The sequence below is a fragment of the Enteractinococcus helveticum genome (assembly GCF_020742345.1).
Lineage (GTDB): Bacteria > Actinomycetota > Actinomycetes > Actinomycetales > Micrococcaceae > Yaniella > Yaniella helvetica_A.
The window spans coordinates 1-19,221 of record NZ_DYXC01000105.1 but is presented as its reverse complement, the minus strand read 5'-3'; the positions used below and the strand labels follow the sequence as shown (position 1 = coordinate 19,221).

Annotated in this window: 20 protein-coding genes and 3 riboswitches; of the genes, 11 read left to right on the top strand and 9 right to left on the bottom strand. The window is 57.8% G+C overall.

Translation table 11 applies throughout. From position 1 onward, the window contains the following. The 5 genes from K8V32_RS09680 to K8V32_RS09660 all read right to left on the bottom strand — a co-directional run. Positions 1–480: MetQ/NlpA family ABC transporter substrate-binding protein (locus K8V32_RS09680; RefSeq protein ID WP_303906468.1), on the bottom strand; the 480-nt coding region annotated here is incomplete at its 3' end. 45 nt (positions 481–525) lie between these two features. Continuing rightward, complete coding sequence (locus K8V32_RS09675) at positions 526–1,188, bottom strand: methionine ABC transporter permease (protein ID WP_303906465.1); 663 nt, start codon at positions 1,186–1,188, stop codon at positions 526–528. After that, on the bottom strand, positions 1,188–2,042 hold the full coding sequence (locus tag K8V32_RS09670) for a methionine ABC transporter ATP-binding protein (protein ID WP_303906462.1): 855 nt from the start codon (positions 2,040–2,042) through the stop codon (positions 1,188–1,190). Before K8V32_RS09670 ends, K8V32_RS09675 begins: the two co-directional genes overlap by 1 nt. A 5-nt stretch (positions 2,043–2,047) precedes the next feature. After that, a riboswitch (SAM riboswitch) is annotated at positions 2,048–2,148 on the bottom strand. A gap of 150 nt (positions 2,149–2,298) precedes the next feature. Continuing rightward, positions 2,299–3,102, bottom strand: a complete 804-nt coding sequence (locus K8V32_RS09665) for a class I SAM-dependent methyltransferase (protein ID WP_303906459.1) — start codon at positions 3,100–3,102, stop codon at positions 2,299–2,301. Between the two features lie 210 nt (positions 3,103–3,312). Next, positions 3,313–3,406: riboswitch (TPP riboswitch) on the top strand. A 28-nt stretch (positions 3,407–3,434) separates the two neighbouring features. Then, on the bottom strand, positions 3,435–3,608 hold the full coding sequence (locus K8V32_RS09660) for a hypothetical protein (protein ID WP_303906456.1): 174 nt from the start codon (positions 3,606–3,608) through the stop codon (positions 3,435–3,437). Positions 3,609–3,741: 133 nt separating this feature from the next. Here K8V32_RS09660 and K8V32_RS09655 point away from each other — a divergent pair, with 133 nt between their 5' ends. The 6 genes from K8V32_RS09655 to K8V32_RS09630 all read left to right on the top strand — a co-directional run bounded on the left by K8V32_RS09655 (position 3,742) and on the right by K8V32_RS09630 (position 9,665). Then, positions 3,742–4,506 (top strand): 3-oxoacyl-ACP reductase, encoded by a 765-nt coding sequence (locus K8V32_RS09655; RefSeq protein WP_303906453.1) that lies wholly within the window; start codon positions 3,742–3,744, stop codon positions 4,504–4,506. Positions 4,507–4,518: 12 nt separating this feature from the next. Next, positions 4,519–5,814: an LLM class flavin-dependent oxidoreductase gene (locus K8V32_RS09650; protein WP_303906450.1), complete on the top strand. Its 1,296-nt coding sequence runs from the start codon at positions 4,519–4,521 to the stop codon at positions 5,812–5,814. Positions 5,815–5,858: 44 nt separating this feature from the next. Continuing rightward, a riboswitch (TPP riboswitch) is annotated at positions 5,859–5,954 on the top strand. Further along, on the top strand, positions 5,946–6,818 hold the full coding sequence (gene thiD, locus K8V32_RS09645; RefSeq protein WP_369681059.1) for a bifunctional hydroxymethylpyrimidine kinase/phosphomethylpyrimidine kinase: 873 nt from the start codon (positions 5,946–5,948) through the stop codon (positions 6,816–6,818). Its footprint overlaps the riboswitch before it by 9 nt. Before the next feature lie 26 nt (positions 6,819–6,844). Continuing rightward, entirely contained in the window at positions 6,845–8,230 is a 1,386-nt protein-coding gene (locus K8V32_RS09640) for an MFS transporter (protein ID WP_303906447.1), read from the top strand. Next, entirely contained in the window at positions 8,227–9,000 is a 774-nt protein-coding gene (thiM, locus tag K8V32_RS09635; protein WP_303906445.1) for a hydroxyethylthiazole kinase, read from the top strand. Before K8V32_RS09640 ends, thiM begins: the two co-directional genes overlap by 4 nt. Next, positions 8,997–9,665, top strand: a complete 669-nt coding sequence (locus K8V32_RS09630) for a thiamine phosphate synthase (RefSeq protein ID WP_303906443.1) — start codon at positions 8,997–8,999, stop codon at positions 9,663–9,665. Before thiM ends, K8V32_RS09630 begins: the two co-directional genes overlap by 4 nt. Before the next feature lie 48 nt (positions 9,666–9,713). Here K8V32_RS09630 and K8V32_RS09625 read toward each other — a convergent pair whose 3' ends face one another. Next, positions 9,714–10,868 (bottom strand): WxL protein peptidoglycan domain-containing protein, encoded by a 1,155-nt coding sequence (locus K8V32_RS09625; RefSeq protein ID WP_303906440.1) that lies wholly within the window; start codon positions 10,866–10,868, stop codon positions 9,714–9,716. 48 nt (positions 10,869–10,916) lie between these two features. Beyond that, positions 10,917–12,821, bottom strand: coding sequence for an alkaline phosphatase (locus K8V32_RS09620; RefSeq protein WP_303906437.1), 1,905 nt, complete (start codon positions 12,819–12,821; stop codon positions 10,917–10,919). A gap of 227 nt (positions 12,822–13,048) precedes the next feature. Here K8V32_RS09620 and K8V32_RS09615 point away from each other — a divergent pair, with 227 nt between their 5' ends. From K8V32_RS09615 to K8V32_RS09595, 5 genes are all read left to right on the top strand, one after another. Next, positions 13,049–13,828 carry an aspartate dehydrogenase domain-containing protein gene (locus K8V32_RS09615; protein ID WP_303906434.1) on the top strand — a complete coding sequence of 260 codons (780 nt, stop codon included), beginning with the start codon at positions 13,049–13,051 and terminating at the stop codon, positions 13,826–13,828. A 53-nt stretch (positions 13,829–13,881) separates the two neighbouring features. Continuing rightward, positions 13,882–14,994 (top strand): hypothetical protein, encoded by a 1,113-nt coding sequence (locus K8V32_RS09610; protein ID WP_303906431.1) that lies wholly within the window; start codon positions 13,882–13,884, stop codon positions 14,992–14,994. Between the two features lie 183 nt (positions 14,995–15,177). Then, positions 15,178–15,480 carry a Dabb family protein gene (locus tag K8V32_RS09605; protein ID WP_303906428.1) on the top strand — a complete coding sequence of 101 codons (303 nt, stop codon included), beginning with the start codon at positions 15,178–15,180 and terminating at the stop codon, positions 15,478–15,480. Positions 15,481–15,565: 85 nt separating this feature from the next. Next, a complete protein-coding gene (locus tag K8V32_RS09600; protein ID WP_303906425.1) occupies positions 15,566–16,051 on the top strand; it encodes a GNAT family N-acetyltransferase in 486 nt (161 codons plus the stop codon). Positions 16,052–16,203: 152 nt separating this feature from the next. Continuing rightward, a complete protein-coding gene (locus K8V32_RS09595) occupies positions 16,204–16,413 on the top strand; it encodes a hypothetical protein (RefSeq protein WP_303906422.1) in 210 nt (69 codons plus the stop codon). Between the two features lie 128 nt (positions 16,414–16,541). Here K8V32_RS09595 and K8V32_RS09590 read toward each other — a convergent pair whose 3' ends face one another. Then, positions 16,542–18,188 (bottom strand): long-chain-fatty-acid--CoA ligase, encoded by a 1,647-nt coding sequence (locus K8V32_RS09590; RefSeq protein WP_303906420.1) that lies wholly within the window; start codon positions 18,186–18,188, stop codon positions 16,542–16,544. A gap of 460 nt (positions 18,189–18,648) precedes the next feature. Beyond that, the coding region (locus K8V32_RS09585) for a transposase family protein (protein WP_524536725.1) at positions 18,649–19,221 on the bottom strand (573 nt) is incomplete at its 5' end.

Sequence of the window (19,221 nt, the reverse complement as noted above, 5' to 3'; positions counted from 1 at the left end):
GCCGCGCCCGTTATTTGCGGTGTCGACGGCGAGCGAGATTTCAGCGCCGTCGGGCAGGTCTTCGAACGAGTCATATTGTAACGAGAAGATTCCAGATGGCTGGTAGTAGGTGGAAAATGCGGGCTCCACTTCGGTGCCATTATCTGCGTTGAATTGACGAAGGTATGCCAGGTGTTGGAAATAGTTGGCGTCGTATTCACCTTGGGACACCACTTGGTTGGGTTGCACAATATCCGTTACGTAGGTGGTTTCTAATTCCCAGCCGTCTTCGGCGAGCAGCTCGCGGGCGATCTCTGTGGGTTCTTGGTAAGGGGCGGATTCGGTGACGATCAAGCTGATGGTCTTATCTGCTGCGTCACCCTCTGTGGAGCTGGCTTGAGTCAAGCCGCAACTTGTCAGCACAAGTGCGGCCAGCGCGCCCAGCCCAACCGTGAGCTTACGACGGAGGCTGGAAGGGGTGTGAGCAGGGAAAAATGGCATGAGAAATCCTCGAGAGGTCTTAAAGTGTGAGTAGCTGGTGTGGGTTTAGAGGCGTTTGTCGGTCACGCGTGCGAGCCGATTGCCGCCCCATTGCACCAAGGTGACAAGCAGTACCATCAGCACCACGGCGATGAGCATGACCGGGGTTTCATAGCGGTAGTAGCCGTAGCGGATCGCGAAGTCACCGATTCCCCCACCTCCGACGAGTCCGACCATTGCCGAGTAGGAAATGAAGCTGACGGTGGTGATGGTGATGGAACCAATGATGCCGGGTTTGGCATCCACGAGCAGCACGTTGCGGATGATTTGGCCACGGGTAGCACCCATGGCTCTGGAGGCTTCAACTGCGCCGGTGCCCAGTTGGGTGATGTTTTGTTCCACGAGTCGGGCAAAATACGGGATGGCGTTAATGGTCAGCGGCACAATAGCCGCCGCTGTGCCAACCGTTGTTCCCACAAGAAATCGGGTGAACGGGATAATGGCGATCAACAAGATGAGAAACGGAAATGATCGCAGCATGTTTACCAGGCCACTGACAAACGCGTGCAGCTTGGGTTGTGGTGCGATCGAACCGGGGGCGTGGACAAAGAGCCAGATACCCAGCGGGGTGCCAAGTAATACGGCGATCGGGATTGCCACCCCGATCATGGCGAAGGTCTCGAGTAGAGCTTGGATCAGTTCGGGGCGAAGTTCGATAATACGTTCCATTAGGCGTGGCCTCCTACAACTGCAACTGGTTCATGATCAATTGCTTGGTCGAGTCCACCCTGGGCAGTCGAGGTGGCGTCACCTTTTGCACCACGTTCCACCCGGATGCCGTCGGAGACCAGGTATTTGCCGATGGCGGTAGCCGGTTCGAATCCTGGGTCGTGGAGTTGCTGCGCTGGGAACCGTTCGACAATACGACCGGCCTCCATCACTGCTACATGATCGGTCAGAGCTTTAACGACTTCCATTTCGTGAGTCACCACGACGACTGTAATGCCGAGTTCACGGTTGATATCGGCAAGATATTGCAGCACCGTTGCAGTGGTGAATGGGTCGAGGGCTGAAGTGGGCTCATCGCAGAGCAAGACGCGCGGCCGGGTAGCAAGGGCTCTAGCGATGGCCACCCGCTGCTTCTGGCCGCCCGATAGTTGTGCCGGATACGCATTGGCCTTTTCCACGATATCAACGATTTTTAGTGCCTCATCAGCACGGTCTCGACGTTCACGGCTATTCTTAACACCTGCGAATTTTAGTGACAGCTCTACATTTTGAGCCACGGTGAGGTTGTTGACCAGGTTAAAGCCCTGGAAGATCATGCCGATCTGATGCCGCGCCTTGCGGAGCTCCTCGTCGTTGAGCTGAGTCAAGTCTGTGCCATCGAGAATGACCTGTCCCCGGGTAGGGCGTTCCAGAAGGTTGATATTGCGTAGCAGCGTTGATTTACCGGCCCCAGAAAACCCGATGATGCCTTGAATACTGCCCCGTAGCACTTCCAAACTGACATCATCAACAGCTGTAACAGGATCTTTTCCACGCGCAGGAAACACGGTGGAAACATTGCACAGAGAAATCATCTATCACTCCATTGGTCCTGGCAGTAGCACCGTCCAGCTTGGTGAAACAAGGTGGTGGTTGCTGCGACGTCAACGAGCCAGATCTCTCGGTCGCTCTGAATGGTTTGCAGGTGACACGCTACCTGAACGCTGAACCAAGTCACAAGCAGTGAGCTTGCTGAAACGTCACATTAAGTCATAGAAGACATACGAACTGCATGACCACAGGGTTCTGAGTAGACAGTGAAACGGGACCAAGCTCGTGGGCTAATGCGTTTTATTGCGGTTTCACCGCAATCATTCCAACGGCAACCAGAGAATCTTGGTGCTGAATAAACGTTCTGCGCATTTCGATCACGCGCCGTCGTTCGGCGGGAAAACGCAATACGTTGAACACAAATCGGCCCGCACCGCGTAATCCTTCATCCGCAATAATGCGGCGCGGCTGTAATAACCGCATTGGCGCAAAGAGCGTATTGTCACGGACGGCAAAGCCAGTGTCACTCAACTTATCACGCCATTCTGCGTCAGTCAGAGGTCGGGCATTAACTTTAATTGCCTTTGCCAATGCTCGCTGGATATCTTGTTTTGTGGAGGGGGACAGGTCATCCGGGGTCAACCCAAGTTCGTGAATAATGTAGCGTCCTCCGGGACGTAGTATCCGAAACGCTTCCTGAATAATCTTGGTTTTTGCTTTTTCGCCTTGCATGGTGAGCATGGCTTCGCCAAAAACCACATCAGTACTATTGTCGGGCAGTCCAGTAGCGGTGGCATCAGCGACCAACACTGCACCGGGTAAGTTGAGTCGTTCATTAACTTTGCTTGCCGCGTTCGGATCACTATCTATTCCACGATAGCTCTTTGGTCTACATCGAAGAATCTCTGCTGCAGTCAAGCCGAGACCTGGGGCAAGTTCCACAACGTCTTGATGTGCAAAATCGCCAGCTTCTAGCAGTTTCAGCGTCAGCTCTTTACCACCGGGGCGTAGCACACGTTTTCCGAGTTTTGCCAAAAGCCAGTGCCCTGACATGGTCGATATGGGACGGTCATGTTCGGGCAAATTTTCGTTAGATTTTTCCACGCGCTTCTCCTGTAGTGTGGATTGTTTTTGCAAGGCTTGAGTCCCAGAAGGAAACGGTCTCGGGGAGCAAAACCGACTCCACTTAGGTGAACCTTACCTGATAACGGCACACTATTGATACTGTTGCTCACAGTTTTCTAGCCGTGAACCACCGTTTACTTATGGAGCCAGGAGGCCTTGACGCCGGCCGCTGTTTTACGGCTATAGTAGGCACCGGACACGGGGTGCGCCGTCCGGCGCTGAGAACATACCCGCTGAACCTGATCTAGTTCGAACTAGCGAAGGGATGTTTTTCTTGGTGCATTCTCACACCAGTACGTTCTTAAACGGTGCTATCCGACCGTATCGTGCACATAGCTGCCGGTGGCCTGCAGTGCTGCCCCTCGGCCGGTCGCAACCCGAACGCCCACCCGATTCATCTCAACTGAACGCGACTTGAACAGCCGATATGTCGTCGTCACCAACTTCTTCCAGCCAGATAATCCCAGGCGGCTCTGCCGAGCCATGCATGGACCAAATAATCCGGGACCAATCACCCTCCATCGTGCACTGAGCGTGCTCAACGCGTCCGCAGCGAAGCCATCTGCGACGTGCTTTTCCTACCATGCTGCCTTTGAGCAGCCACGAAAGTGAGACCACATGCAACTGTCAGAACAACTCGTCCTGGTCACCGGGGGCGCCCGCGGATTGGGCGAACGCATCGTCCAAGCGTTCTCAAAGCAAGGAGCCCGGGTCGTAATTAACTACCACCAGAGCCAGCAGTCGGCTGAGCAACTCGCCGCAACCCATGGCCCAGACCGTGCTCTTGCTGTGCAAGCCGACGTCACCGACCCGGCCCAGGTCGCGGCAATGTTTGACACCGCACAAACCCACTTCGACGCACCCATCACCACGGTGATCAATAACGCCCTGGTGGACTTTTCGTTCAACGGGGACGCCCGCCCCGGTCCTGCTGATATTCGTTGGGAACATTTTGACACCCAACTTGCTGGCAGTGTGCGGGGCGCATTAAATACTGTCCAGGCGGCACTTCCAGGGATGCGCGACCAAGCATTTGGGCGCATCATCAACATTGGGACGAACCTGTTCCAGAACCCAGTGGTGCCCTACCACGACTACACGGCAGCTAAGGCGGCCCTGTTGTCGCTGACTCGTACCCTGGCGGCTGATCTTGGGCCACACGACATTACGGTCAATATGGTCTCAGGTGGTCTGCTGCGGACTACCGATGCCAGCGCTGCAACCCCTGATGACGTCTTTGATCTCATCGCATCGACGACCCCATTGCGGCGGACAACCACTCCGGAAGAATTCGCCGACGCCATCATGCTCTTTGCTTCCCCGTGGGCCAGGGCTGTCACCGGACAGAATCTGGTCGTCGACGGCGGCCTTGTGATGAACTAGGACGACGCTGCTGTGCGACAACTGCATTTCAATCTCTTTCTCCACGGTTGTGGACACCACCAGGCGGCCTGGCGACATCCAGCATCCCAGGTCGAACAGTTGACCGACATCACCTACTATGAGCGCTTGGCTCAAACAGCCGAAGCCGGTCTGTTCGACGCCATATTCTTTGCGGATGGACAAGCCGTGGGAGACCCATCTGCAGGTCCACTGTGGAATTTAGAACCGTTCACCACGCTGGCCGCCATGGCTCGCAACACCAGTCGTATTGGGCTCATTTCTACCGTGTCCACCACATTCCACTCCCCTTTCCACGTGGCAAGGATGCTCGCCTCGCTGGACCACATTAGCCGCGGGCGGATTGGTTGGAACGTGGTGACCTCCATGTTCGACGCCGAGGCGCATAATCATTCGATGACCGCAATGCCACCCAGTGACGAGCGTTATGCACGGGCCGCGGAATTTATTGATGTCGTCTCGGCCCTGTGGGATTCGTGGGCTGATGATGCGATACAAGCTGACAGCAATGGGGTGTTCGCTGATCCCACCAAACTTCACCCGGTGCATCATGTTGGCAAGCATTTTCAGGTAGCTGGACCCTTAAATATTTCGCGTGGCCCCCAGGGTCGCCCAGTGTTATTTCAGGCCGGCGCGTCGGAGGCGGGCCGGCAACTGGCAGCCCGTTATGCCGAGGGAATCTACGCGGTGGCTTATGAACTGGCCAGCGGTCAAGAATACTATGCAGACCTGAAAAGCCGTATCGCCACCCAAGGGAGGAACCCGGCAACAGTCGCCATCATGCCGGGTTTGGTCACCTACGTGGGTTCCACCGAGGCCGAGGCCCGGGCGAAGCAGGCCGACATCGATCAGCTACTGCCCACCGAGCAAGCTCTAGCCCAGTTGTCCACGTTTATTGGACAAGACTGCAGTGACTGGGAGCTGGATGCGCCGGTACCCGACCTGCCACCGGCCGGTGAATTCACCGGCCCGCAGGGTAGATATACCACGATCCTGCGCATCATCGAGGTGGAGCGCCCCACGGTGCGCCAACTTTTGGGCAGGCTCGCAGCCGGCGGAGGACACTGCACCATGGTGGGGACTCCCGAGCAGGTGGCTGATGCCATCGAACGCTGGTTCACCTCCGGTGCCGCCGATGGTTTCAACCTCATGCCGCCGTTATTACCCAGTGCGATAGAAGAGTTCATCGACCGGGTGATCCCCATCTTGCAGCGTCGTGGTTTATACCGCACCCAATACGCGGGTTCCACCCTACGAGACCATTTAGGACTGGAGCGGCCTAGCGCGTGAACCTGTCTGGCTCCACACCATCTTGACCACCATATTTCACCTGACTTACAGGCACGGGGTGCGCTGTTACAGGGCGCTGAGACAAACCCGTGGAACCTGATCTAGCTCGTACTAGCGAAGGGATGTCCTTAGTGACTTCACTGAACGTTGATATTGTTCCTCGCGTCTTAGCCATCGCAGGAACGGATCCTTCAGGCGGTGCCGGCACCGCCGCAGACCTGAAATCCATCACCGCAGCCGGGGGCTACGGTATGGCTGTGGTCACCTCTCTGGTGGCGCAGAATACGCACGGGGTGCGTGCTATCCACACCCCGCCCACCGCATTTCTTAGCGAACAACTCCAGGCGGTAAGCGACGACGTCACCATTGATGCAATCAAAACCGGCATGCTGGGCACCGCCGAGATCATCGAAACGGTGGCTACCTGGCTTGACGACCACCCGCCACAGGTCTTGGTGGTTGACCCGGTCATGGTAGCAACCAGCGGGGACCGACTGGTCGATCGTCGTGCAGAACAGGCCATGGTTGAGTTCTGCACACGAGCCACGCTCGTGACCCCAAATATCAGTGAACTGGCTGTCCTGACCGGTTCAGAACCGGCCGCGAACGAAGCTGAGGCTATTGCCCAAGCATCCGACTGGGCTGCTGCGACCGGGGTTTCGGTCATCGTCAAAACCGGGCATCTAACTTCCCGGTGGGCCACCAATACGTGGGTTGGCCCCGAGGGTGTTCGCACTGCAGCTAATGCAACCCGACTTGACAGTACCAGCACACACGGCACCGGTTGTTCACTGTCTTCAGCACTTGCCACCCGGCTTGGGGCCGGTGATGAACCGGCCACGGCACTGTCCTGGGCGACGGAATGGCTCCACGAAGCGATCAAATACGGTGAGGCTCTCAATGTCGGTTCTGGGCACGGGCCGGTAGATCATTCCTACCGGTCACGACGCAGCCTTGCTGCCACACCACCGGCAGGTGCCAAAAAAGTATCTGAGACGCCGTAACGAGCTCTGACAAAGGAACAGTTTCGATGACACAACTTCCTACCGCGACTTCAGCATCGTCGACCAGGCTCAGCGATCTGCCTCCTGCGGGTCAGGCCGCGTTACGAGCCGGGGTGGTCGGCAACTGGATTGACAATATTCATGTGTTTTTGCCATTAACCGCCCTGGCTCCGGCAATGTTTGCCCTGGCGGGTCCCACCACCGCAGCATCAACCGCAGCGTTGGTGGTCGTGGCCATGTTATTTGGTCGTCCCCTGGGCGGTCTCATTTTTGGTCGACTCTCTGACCGGTTTGGCCGGACTCGGACCACCCGCATTGCCATTGGCGGCACGGCTGCGTGCGCGCTGGCCATCGCTTTGCTACCCACCTATGAGGTGTTAGGAACTGGGACCATCATAAGTATGCTCACGCTGCGGTTCCTCGGTGGGATCTTCGTGGCCGGCCAATACTCGGCGGCTATTCCACTGGCCATGGAGTGGTCTACTCCGCGCCGTCGCGGACTCATGAGCGGGCTGATCCTCTCAATGGCACCCTGGGCGCAAGCCAGCATCGCGCTGGCCGTGGCACTACTGCTGATGGTGCTCGGCCCAGATGCTTATGCCGTGTGGGGTTGGCGGATCCTGTTTGTTATCGGTGCACTATTATCAGTCGGTTTACTGATCTATTATGGTCGGCAGGTCACAGACGCCCCAATATTTGACCGCAAAGTCCAACGGGAACTGGAACAACCGGCAAAACCCCGGGCACGGCTGCGTGACATGCTGGTGGGTTCGTGGGCCCCGGCGTTCTGGCAGGTGTTTCTGCTCATGACCGGGTTGTGGTTGCTAACCAACAGCACCGTGCTGCTGTTAACCGCGCGGTTGGCAACCGATACCGGCCTGTCGGATACGAGGGTCTCTGTGACCATTGGTATTGCCACGATCGCCCAGGCACTGGTCATGGCGGTGGCGGGGCATCTGTCAACCTACCTCGGGCGGCGAAGGCTGTTCGTGATGTGGGGGCTGGGCGCCATGCTGGTGGCTCCGATAATATGGCGGCTGGCTATTACGTCGTCGTCATTGGGTCAAGCTATCCTGTGCACTGCTGTGCTGCAGGTGATCACAGTCGCCGCCTACGGTCCTGTATCAGCGTATCTTTCTGAGCGGTTCCCCACCGAGGTGCGGTCCACCGGGTATGGCATGGGGTATAGCTTATCCCTGGTGCTTCCGGCGTTATATCCGTTCTATTTGCCGTTGATTGAACCGGTTCTGGGACGGCACGGTTCGGTGATGGCCATGGTTGCCTTGGGTGGTGGCCTGGTGGTTCTTGGTGCCCTGCTCGGTCCGCGATTAGCGCCGCGAGAGATCGATCAGGAGTTGGACGTCGTCGCCGCGAAATTTGCAGCCGGTCAGCACAAGGGGGTGCTGTCATGAGCTGCGATGTTGACGTGCAGCGCGTCGCGAGCGTTCTTGGTGCTGTGCGTGCCCAGCAGCCGGTGGTCCATTGCATCACCGCGACCGTGTCGATGGGTATTGTGGCCGATGGACTGCTTGCCGCCGGTGCGCGCCCCATGATGACCGAGACTGTGCATGAGGCACCCGTGCTCACGACCGTCGCCGATGCGTTATTGGTGAATCTGGGGACGCTGAGCACCGATGCGATGGCGGGTATTTCGGCAACCGTGGAGGCTGCGATAGCTGCCGGGCACCCGTGGGTCCTTGATCCCACGGCGATTGGTACGGCTCCGGTTCGTACGCCGTTGGCGCGTACCCTGTTGGCGTCTGGTCCCACGGTGGTGCGCGGTAATGCTTCAGAAATATTGGCTCTGGTGCATGCTGGGCCGGGCGGACGGGGTGCTGATTCACGCGCGACCCCAGATATGGCCCAGGATGCTGCCGTTGAGATTGCCGAGCGCACCGGTGGTGCCGTTGCGGTATCGGGTGAGGTGGATTTGATTGTTGCCGGGACCCAGCAGGGTCGTGTGCACCGTGGCACCCGGGTCCTCACCCGGGTGACCGGTACCGGTTGTTTACTTGGTGCACTGACTGCGGCGTGTGCTGCGGTGAGTCAAGACCGGTTCATGGCTGCACTGGCCGCGACCACGTGGCTCACGGTGGCTGGCGAGATCGCAGCCCAGCGGGCAACGGGTCCGGGTTCCTTTCGTGTACATTTACTCGATGCGTTAGATGAGGTTGGACAATGAATACAGATTTACGGTGCTATCTGGTGACTTCCGGTACCGGCCGAAGCACAGTCGATGCTGCGGCCCAGGCAGCTCGGGCTGGCGCCGGGATGGTTCAGGTCCGGGCCAAAGATACTTCCGCAGCCGAGTTGCTCGAGTTGACCGTGGCGGTCGCCGAGGCGGTGGCTACCGCTGGTCCTGAGACCCGGGTGGTGGTCAATGATCGTGTCGACATCGCATTGGCGGCCCGGCAGCGGGGTGCCGCGGTGCACGGGGTGCACCTTGGTCAAGAAGACCTACCGGTCACCGATGCTCGCGCACTCTTAGGCGGCGGGGCAATCATTGGGTTGTCGGCCGGGACCATAGATCAGGTTCGTGAAGCAGATCAGCACCACAACATTGTCGATTACCTAGGAGTTGGACCTTTTCGGCCCACGCCCACCAAAGATTCGGGGCGTGAGCCACTGGGGTTGGCCGGCTACTCACAAGTTGTGGCAGCCACCCGGTTGCCGGTGGTTGCCATTGGGGATGTCAGGCCCCAAGATGTTGGACAGCTCTCCGGTACCGGCATTGCGGGGGTGGCGTTGGTTCGAGCAATCATGGAAGCGCAGCAGCCCGGCCGGGTGGTACACGATGTTTTAGCTGCCTGGCAGCCACCGGAGCGGGGTTCCAGTCGGCAGCACTGATCGTGTTGCGTGCGACTGGCTTGCAGCGTCACGCACACTACGTGCCGGTTATGCGTCTTGCAGTTGGTCGGGTTCCTTGGCCGACTCGGCCTGCTGCTGTTTGGCGGCAGCAGCGACGGCGGCAGCAAATTTCTTTTTGGCGCGCTTCTTGCGGGTCACAACATACCAGATCGCACCAGCAATGATCGCAACAATCAGTAGTTGTGGGATCGGGATGGCTGGTGTGACCACTTGGCCGGTGGCGTTGCTCAGTGCGGCGTCGACTTCGTCGTCACCGACGATTTGCGGGGCCAGTTCAACGGTGGACCACAATGCAAATAACGGCAGCACGCGTTGTTCAACCCGCACGGTTGTTTGACCACCGGGCAGCACTTCATAGATCGGTTGGCCGGGCTCTTCGGCGGTTGCGATACCAAATGCCCCAGATGAACGCAGCAGTTGTTCAGCACCCAACCGTACGTTGCCGTCATTGCGGACCGTCCATGTTGCGGTTGCGGTGCCGGGGGCAAAGGGGTTCCAGTTTTGTTGGTAGTCAACCTCAAGGTTGTCGACGGTCAAGACCGGCATGATGTCGCCGTCAACACGTAAGTGAATGCGGGTACCAACCCGGTGAACCATGGCGACGTCGTCGTCATCACTGGTAGAGACCGCCGCGGCGATACCGGCGGGCTGGTCGCCTGGCGTGGCATTTTCGGGCACGGTCAGGGTAAATGGTATGGTCACGGAATCATCTGCGGGCACGGTGACCTGTTCTTGGTCGAGTTCGATCCAGTTACCGGCGGCCTCGTTTTCCATATCGGGGCGCAGAATATCGAAGGTCCCGGACTCAGAGACAATCCCGTCGGCGGCTTGGAGTTGGAAGGTGACTTCCTGGTCGGAGAAGTTTGTCAATTCCACCGCGTCTTCCACACTGTCACCGGGTGCCACCGTGAAGCGGAAGGACACGCGCTCATCCTGTTCGTCAGTGGCAGCGGGGCTGAGCGACCAAATAGTGGTGGGGGCGTCCTGGGTGTCGGCTGTGGCAACAGACGCCGGAAACACCGTGGATAACAAGAGCACCAGCAAGGTAAGGACGGTGCGGTAAACGGGCAGCGATGATGAGCTAGACATTGAGTGTGGTCTTTCGTGCAGATGTGCAATGAAAACACCGATGACGCCGGCCCCACCGACCCGCAACACGGGGCCGGTAGGTGCCGACGTCATGGTTTACACAGCACTGGGTGTGCGTGGTTGGTGATCCGTGGGGAGGTGTTAGTCAACCGGGAAGAGGGAGACCGACAGGGCACCCTGGTAGGTACCGGCTTCGGTATCGACAGGCACTTCCAGGTTCAATCCGGCTGCCAGTTCGGTTGAGCCCACACGGTTGTCGGCGTTGGCCTGGCCCAGGGTTTGTGGCACTGCTAGACCCTCGCCACCGGCCATGGTGCCGCGAACGGCTGAGCCTGGAATGGAGTTGTGGTCTTCGTCCACGACGTGTGGCGACCAGCCGAGGTGATCAGCGGTCACTTTCTCTTTGCCAGTGGTCAGATCCGAGGACTGACCGGCCACCGACCAACCATTGGCCTGGGCACGGGTATCGGTTACGGTGACCGATGGCATGTCACCGGTCATACGCAGGCGGTCGCCGGCATTGCGCTGGTTACCCAGGGTTGCCGTACCTTCTGACACGGACAGCACCAGGGAGCCTGGTTCCTGGTTGTCGCCGCCGTCTTGGCCGAGGCCTTCGATCTCAGCTTGCACTGGAATATCGCCTTCGGCAGGTTCTTCGGTGTCGGATTTTTCGGTCCAGAACTGTTCTTTGAACAGGTTGGCCACGGTGGTGTTGTCAATGTAGTTGCCGCGGACCTCATCGGTACCAACGGTCGAGTTCAGGATCGCGTCCGAACCGGCACCCTTGAAGAAGTAAGGCACCAAGTGGTTGGTGTGATTACCCGATGACCACCCCACCGTTGGCAGTTCCCCGGCGGTTCCGGTCATTTCGGTGAAGTTCGGATCATCCCCAGCACCACCAAGGTAACCGGTTTCGTGGTCAGCGGTGACCACGAGCAAGGTTTCATCCCACGAGGAGTTGGTCTCCACCCAGTCAACAACGCTTTCAACGGCCTTGTTGAAGTCTTGGGTTTCTTCAATATTGCGGGTGGTCTGGTTGGCGTGGCCGGTCCAATCGATGGCGCCGCCTTCGATCATCAGGTGGAAGCCGTCGTTGTTCGTGCCCAGTACGTTGAGGGCACCTTCGGACATGGTGGCCAGATCTGGCACGTTGTCGTTAAACGGTACCTCACCGGGCAGGGTACCTTCGGAGTCACCGGGGCGGTTCTGCTGCAGAGTGGTCGCAACCTGGGCGAGACCAAAGATTTTGTCAGAGCTTGCCGAACCATTGGCCAGGGCTTCAAAGTCTGATTTGGTTTCGATGTAGTCCCAGTCGGTTTGGCCGTTTGAGACTGCGTTGAATGTATCTTCGCTAATGTAGTCGTATTTCGCGTCCCGTTGCTCACCTGAATCGTCATATAGTGGGTGGCCGGCACCCATGACGACGTCGAGGTATTCGGCGTTGACCATCGAGTCACCGATTTCCAGGTATGCGTTACGGTCCGGGTTGGCAACCGCATACGAGGCTGGTGTGGCGTGGTTATACTGCACCGATGCGACGACGCCGGCGGAACGGCCGGTTTCATGTGCCAGTTCGGACATGGTTTTCAGGACGTTGCCGTCCGGGTCGGTGTTGAGGGCACCGTTGGTCACCTTCGTACCGGTGGCCATGGCGGTCCCGGCGGCAGCGGAGTCGGTTGGGGAGTTTTTGGCCCAGTTGAAGTCACCCCAGGCTGCGGACGAATCATATTTTGCGCCGTTGGCAAGGCTGGTCAGCGAAGTGGTTTCCATAGCCAACAGGTTGAAGTCTTCATACACTTGGACGGCTTCGCCATCCTGCTGTGTCACAGCACCTGGTTCACCGGCAGTAATGTACTTGGACTGGCCGGTCTCATAGAGGTTGGTATTGACAACGTGGTTGTAGCCCATGCCATCGCCAATCATGACGATCACATTATCAGGCGCGTTCGAGGTGGTATCTGCATGCGCCGGGGCGATCGCTGCCCCGGCGAGCACTGCCAAGGAAAGGATCCCGGTTCCAGTGCGCTGAAGGATTTTCTTCGACATCTAGAATTCTTCCATTCGTGATGAGAGATTTCTCCGAGCACATCCTGCTCGACGTCGTCCGGAGTTTTTGACGACCAGAGTTCACGATATGGGGACGATCTAACTTGTGGTCACACGAAAGTAAACGCCGTGCAAATCTTCGGTAGGATCAATCAGCTGACGCATTTGGGCCACCGGTGACGTGCCTGAGACTTCCCGCGGCCGGCAGATTCATTACAGTTGATGCCATGAAGATTTTGCTGCTGGGGTTTGGTTCCATTGGACGTCACATCGTTCGCCTGCTGGATTACGAGTTCACCGCCATGGTCCGAGATCTGGCCGCACACCGCGAGCGCGGCACCCTGGGTGCGCATTTGATCACCGACGACGGCTTCGATGACGCCGTTGCCGCAGCCGATCTGGTGGTGGAAGCCGCCGGGGTTGCCGCGGCCAAGCGCTTCTTGCCGCGAGTACACAAGCCTTTCGTGCTGACCTCGGTTGGTGCGCTGGCCGACCCGGCAATCGCCGATGCACTGATGACGCCCCATCTACACGTGACCAACGGGGCGATCGGTGGCTTCGATGTGCTCGAGGCGGTAGCCGATCACCTGGATGAGGTGTCCATTACGACGTCGAAAGATCCCCTGGGACTCATTCAACCCTGGATGTCGGAGGCTCAAGCCACCCGGCTGGAAGAACTCACGCAACCCGAAGTGCTGTTTTCCGGCAACCCAACCGAGGCGATCAACAAATTCCCGGGCAACGTCAACGTGGCGGTCGCGCTAGCCTATGCTACTCGTGGGTCAAAACCCCTGGCCGATTCGCTGCAGCGTGTCAAAGTCCAGTTGGTGGCCGATCCGTTGCACCCCGAATCCGCCCACGTCATCGAGGCCTCCGGCCCCGCCGGGCGTTTCAAATTTGAGTTTGTGTCATCGCCCAGTCCGATCAACCCGGCTACCTCGGGCACCACGGCGTTATCCTTGGCCGCCACGATTCGCCGCATCGCACCCCATATCCGCCGCGGCTAAACACTCGCCCAATGCCCGGACCCAGCTGTACTGAACGCCTTTAGAATGATGATGTGGAAGAGGTAGTGCCGGAACCTGACAATCGTGTGGTGTCACCCAATGGCGCGCGGAAATCCGCAGCCCAAACCGCTTCCCGAGCTATTTGGGTGGCCATTGGTTTCACCGCAGCGGCCGTTCTGGTCGGTGTGATCGCCTTTGCTGGCCGGCTCACCCCACTATCTGGCGGGTATTCGGTGGGCACCGTGGCCGGCTGGGCCACGGGCATCGCTGCTGGAGTTTCAGCACTGATCGGGTTGATCATCGCTGCAGGATCACACGTCGGGACGCTGGGTTGGATGCGCCGCAGGTTCTGGGGATGGTGGGTCATCGACTTGCTGGGCCTGATCATCATCCACGGTGCCATCGCCACCATGGCCGTGCTGAGCATGTTCCAATTGTTCCAACGAGCCTTTCAAGGGCTTGTGGTCGATGCGATTGCCGCCACCGTCATGCTGTGTTTGGTCTGCGCGGCGACGTCGTATTTTGGGTTCATCTCCGCTTCCCGGGCATCGTCGTCATCCATTTCTACCCTACTGGCCATCTTCATGGCTGCGGGCGTGCTGGCGTCAATGCTGCTGGCCGAAAACCCATACTGGTGGCACCAATTCTTCTCGGAACTGGGCACCGGCCAAGCCGGGATCCTATCGTTTTGGACGTTCAACACCACGCTCACCGTATCGGGCATCGTGCTCACCACACTGGCGAATTTTATTAGTCAGGACTTATCCGCCTGGGCTGCCTACCGCCACCGGCAGGGCAAACGCCGCGCATTCGTGGAAGTATTGAAAATCGGTATGATCATCATGGGTATTTGTCTGATCGGACTGTCCTGGGTGCCCATCAACATTAGCGACCCTATTCACACCGGCTTCGTCCAAGTGCTCGCCGTGACCTTTGGGCTCATGCTGCTTACCGTCCCAATCTGGTTGCCCGGGGCACCCGCCGCAATATACGTCAGCAGCTACCTGATGTTGGGATTGGCCGTCTTAGCGCTGGCCCTGTGGAATCCACTTGGTTACTATAACCTGACCGCCTTGGAGTTGGCGTTCGCGGGGATTATCTTCGCCTGGCTGGTTGTGCTGATCCGCACCCTGGAAGCCATGATCTCCGACGTCACTGCACCGTAAGCCCAACCGCCCCAGTCCACGGTGACCGGCTGGGAGCCCACGCCCATGAACACCAGATAGTTACCAGCACGGTTCGTCGTGGCGGGGCTGCTTGATGCGGATCCGGGTACTAGCTAAACCTACTCACGCATGGTCCTGACCGGTACGATAAACACAAAAGCTCGCACTCAAAAGGATCACGCCATGACGCTTCGCCACATTGTTAGTTGGAAACTCAACGGGGAAACCTTCGCCGCACGCAATGGGCAGGCAGCAAAAATTGCCCAAGAGTTAGAAGCCCTGCGCGACCGGATCCCCGAAATCCGTGAACTCAATGTCTACCGCAATGAACTCCACGATGGCGTCAATTTCGATCTGACCTTGATCGCAGATTTCGACGACGCCGATGGTCTGGCCGCCTACGCTGTCCACCCGGAGCATTTGCCCGTCGTCGACATGATCAAAGGTATGGTTACAGATCGGGTCGCCGTCGACTTCACGGTATAACCAGCACCCGGGTGACCATGGCCACCAAGGTTACAAGGTCACCAAGATCGTTACGGTTTCGTACCAAGAGGGCTACGATCAGAATATGGTGTCAATAACTATCAGGGCGCTGCAGCCCGAAGAACATGATGTGCTGATACGCGCCGCCGTCGATAATTTTAATTGGGATGTCGAACGTTTCACTTCCCACGATGTGCTGGCTTCCCCCGAAATGGTGCGCTATACCGAATTCATTCCAAGACGCGGCGACTTCGGCTTTATTGCATTGGATAAGGATACTCCAGTGGGTCTTGCCTGGGTACTTTTTCTGCCGCACGGACGCCGCAGCTGGGGTTTTGCCGAGTCTGAAATCCCCGAAGTCAGCTTGTGGGTTGAAACTACGTTTCGTGGACGAGGAGTCGGCGGAGCACTCTTGAGGGCGACTCAGCGTATGGCCAGGAGGCGGGATCTTCCAGGGCTGAGTCTTGCTGTTGATCCCGACAACCCGGTACGCGAACTGTACCGCAAAGAGGGTTTTGAAGATGTCGTAGATACAGCCGACGATGGCGTGATGGTGTGGCGGCAGAGATGACAGTACTCAGGTATAGAGATCCTGGTATTGGCTACGGATGATTTTCTTGTCGATCTTTGCCGACCGGCGTCGTACAGCAGACAAGGTCATCTGAGATTCGCGGAGATTTCTGGTTATAATCTGCTAACCCCTGTTCAGTAGGAGATAGCAATATGGCGGGAGCCCACATCGAATTTCTTTCTGTCGATCAACTCAAAGCGCGCCGTGAAAAACTCCTCCATGACGCCGGAATGAGCTACGAAGAGTTACTCGACGGCCAGTACACGCGATCCTTAAACATGGCGCAGTATCTTGTTTTAGATCAGATTCGTGGAATTGATTTCTTGCTAGAGGACTACGTGGACGGCTACCAGTGTCGGTAGACTGACCCCATATAGAAAGCACTCTCGTACAAATACCAGGCCACACCTGAAGCATCGCAACGGGGGCGTTTTTGTTGCCAACTTTGGGCCATCGGGTCCGCGGCAAAACATCGGCTTGCTGCAATAGTTTATTTATAGAGATCCTGGTAGTCGTGCCGAATCACTTTCTTGTCGATCTTGCCGACCGACGTCGCGGGGAGCTCCTCAACGACTTTGAATTCTTCGGGTAGCTGCCATGTAGCAAAGCGTTGCAGCAGGTGTTCATCAATTTCTTCGCGCGTGATGTCCTCGCCGTCCTTGAGTACCAACAGCATGAAGGGACGTTCATCCCATTTGGGATGCTCCAGGCCAACGACCGCCGCCTGGGCAACCTTCGGGTGAGCAACCATCAGGTTTTCCATGTCGATGGAGGAGATCCATTCGCCACCGGATTTGATGACGTCTTTGAGTCGGTCGGTGATTTTGATAAACCCGTTTTCATCAATGGTGGCCACATCTCCGGAACGCCAGTAGCCCTCGGCAAACCGGTCGTCGAGCTCCTCGGGTGGCATGCCGTGATAGCTTGCGGTGATCCACGGCCCTTTGAGCAGTATCTCTCCGGCGGTCTCGCCGTCGGCGGGTACTTCGTTGCCGACGCCGTCAACAATTTTGTAGTCGACATTGACCGGGAAGCTGCCCTGTTTAGACCCGTAGGATCTGATGTCTTCCTCCGTCATACGCGCACGCAGTGTTGGGCGCATGCGGTTGACCGTGACAATCGGCGAGGTTTCACTGGCACCCCAGCCGTGCACGACTTCGGCGTTGAAGGTGTCTCGGTACGCGTTGATCATCGAGATGGGCGGCTCACTGCCGCCGCACAGCATGCGCAGCCCGGTCAGATCTTTGACGCCCTTAGATTTCAGCACCTCAAACATCGGGGTGAAGATGGCCGGCACACCGTTGGTCACGGTCACGCCTTCGTCGGTGAGTGCGTCGGTAATGTCGCCCAGGGTTTCGGCGGAGAACATGCCCGGTAACACGAGTTTGGCACCGACCATGACCGCCACCTGCACCATGCCCCAACTCAGCACGTGGAACATCGGGGTGATCGGCATGACGACGTCTTCGACACTGACGGTCAGATCCTTGACCGTGTTATACGAGTGCAGATACTGCGAGCGGTGCGAGTAGAACACGCCTTTGGGCCGCCCGGTGGTTCCGGTCGTGTACCCGGCAGCAAACGCCGAGGTTTCAGAAATATTGGGCCAGGCCGCCAGCGGTTCGGTCTCAGCGATGAGCTCTTCATAGTAGACGGCGTTGGGCAGGTCGTGCTCGATGTGCCCGTCAGATAAGATGACCCAGGTTTTCACACCCTTGGTGCGCTCGGCCAGCGGTTGGATGGCGGGCACCAACGTCTCGTCGACAACGATGACCGACGCCTGGGAATCGTTGATCACGTACAGGAGGTCTTCGGGGGCCAGGCGCAGATTCAACTGGGTGAACACCGCCCCGATGGCTGGGATTGCCCAGTACAGCTCGTAGTGGCGCAGCGAGTTCCAGTCCATCACCCCGACCCGGTCGCCCAGGCCAACACCCAACTTATCGAAGGCAGCGGCAGCGCGCTCGATGCGGTTGAAGTTTTCTTGATACGTGGTGCGGCCCCATGTGCCGTGCGAGTTGCGGTGGACAATCTCGGTGTCGCCAAACGAACGCACCGCCTGGCGGATGAGCCGACCCATCGTGAGTTGGTAATCGTCTTGCATAGTGGATGGATAACCGTGAACAACACTTGACATGATGGTCCTTCGCTTGGCGGAGTGGACAGGGCACGAGGGCGAATACCCCTATGAGAGTGTTATAGATCACATTATCGAAGTTGCGTAGCACTGTGAAGTGGATGACACACATCCACTAGACGCCACAAGTACGCCTACTCTTCGCAGCAACATAACCGCTGGTATATGCGATATTAAAGGGCTAATCGTTGAGGCTCAGGCTCCGACCTGTGCAGGGTCGCATTGAACTTGAATGATGTTTGCGGGTCGATAAGTTCTCCCGTAGAGTGTGAGCTGTAAGCCCCGTGTGGACCGCTGGTCTCGACCATGTCGCCGGGGCCTTGTTTTTTTACATACTGAATCCTATGTCTGATACCGGGGTAAGGCCCAAAATATGTGTATAGATTCCTGATTTTGGGTGTTAAAACAACCCGGAAACCAGTCTTGTGATCGTGGTTTCCGGGCTGTTGTGGTTGGTGGGTTAGTTACTTCTGCCGGCCCAGCCGTGTTGGATGCCGTTGCCGTCTTCCCAGCTGAAGTTGGTATCGAACAGCGCTGGGGTGCCGGTATCGTTGGTGGTGGAGACGATCCGGGGTTTCTGGGTGGTTGCCCAGTGGTCTGGTGTGACAAGTTTCCATGGCTGCTGGGCGTTTTCCGTGCGCAAGTACAGCAGCCAGCTGATAGCCACCGTGGCATGTGATTCAGACATGCCACGGTGGTGCCTTAGCAGCTCTTTGATCGGCTGATTGTGGCCGCCTTCTAACCGGCTCGTGGCCCGGGGTAGGGGCTCGTCAGGGGTGTTGCGTTCGGTGAGCCAGATGAACAGCTGATCCTGGGTGACTAAGCGTTTCAGGGCGAAGTACGCGGATCGGGTGCGTTGATGGGTGAACCAGGATTTCTGCCCGGCCTGCAGGCGTTTGGGGCGCTGCTCTGGCCGAGTAGTGGCCACATAGCTGCGGTGCTTCAGAAAGTCCTGGTGCTGCTGATACCAGGCGTGGAATTCGGTCAACCAGCCGGTCGCCTCGTCCAGGCTGTCCACGTCGGTCAACGAGGT

Excerpts from the sequence above, each read along its gene's own strand:
- K8V32_RS09675 (WP_303906465.1), bottom strand. The coding sequence starts at position 1,188 with ATGGAACGTATTATCGAACTTCGCCCCGAACTGATCCAAGCTCTACTC.
- K8V32_RS09670 (WP_303906462.1), bottom strand. The coding sequence starts at position 2,042 with ATGATTTCTCTGTGCAATGTTTCCACCGTGTTTCCTGCGCGTGGAAAA.
- K8V32_RS09660 (WP_303906456.1), bottom strand. The coding sequence starts at position 3,608 with ATGGCTCGGCAGAGCCGCCTGGGATTATCTGGCTGGAAGAAGTTGGTG.
- K8V32_RS09655 (WP_303906453.1), top strand. The coding sequence starts at position 3,742 with ATGCAACTGTCAGAACAACTCGTCCTGGTCACCGGGGGCGCCCGCGGA.
- K8V32_RS09640 (WP_303906447.1), top strand. The coding sequence starts at position 6,845 with ATGACACAACTTCCTACCGCGACTTCAGCATCGTCGACCAGGCTCAGC.
- thiM (WP_303906445.1), top strand. The coding sequence starts at position 8,227 with ATGAGCTGCGATGTTGACGTGCAGCGCGTCGCGAGCGTTCTTGGTGCT.
- K8V32_RS09630 (WP_303906443.1), top strand. The coding sequence starts at position 8,997 with ATGAATACAGATTTACGGTGCTATCTGGTGACTTCCGGTACCGGCCGA.
- K8V32_RS09625 (WP_303906440.1), bottom strand. The coding sequence starts at position 10,868 with ATGACGTCGGCACCTACCGGCCCCGTGTTGCGGGTCGGTGGGGCCGGC.
- K8V32_RS09620 (WP_303906437.1), bottom strand. The coding sequence starts at position 12,821 with ATGTCGAAGAAAATCCTTCAGCGCACTGGAACCGGGATCCTTTCCTTG.
- K8V32_RS09615 (WP_303906434.1), top strand. The coding sequence starts at position 13,049 with ATGAAGATTTTGCTGCTGGGGTTTGGTTCCATTGGACGTCACATCGTT.
- K8V32_RS09605 (WP_303906428.1), top strand. The coding sequence starts at position 15,178 with ATGACGCTTCGCCACATTGTTAGTTGGAAACTCAACGGGGAAACCTTC.
- K8V32_RS09600 (WP_303906425.1), top strand. The coding sequence starts at position 15,566 with ATGGTGTCAATAACTATCAGGGCGCTGCAGCCCGAAGAACATGATGTG.
- K8V32_RS09595 (WP_303906422.1), top strand. The coding sequence starts at position 16,204 with ATGGCGGGAGCCCACATCGAATTTCTTTCTGTCGATCAACTCAAAGCG.
- K8V32_RS09590 (WP_303906420.1), bottom strand. The coding sequence starts at position 18,188 with ATGTCAAGTGTTGTTCACGGTTATCCATCCACTATGCAAGACGATTAC.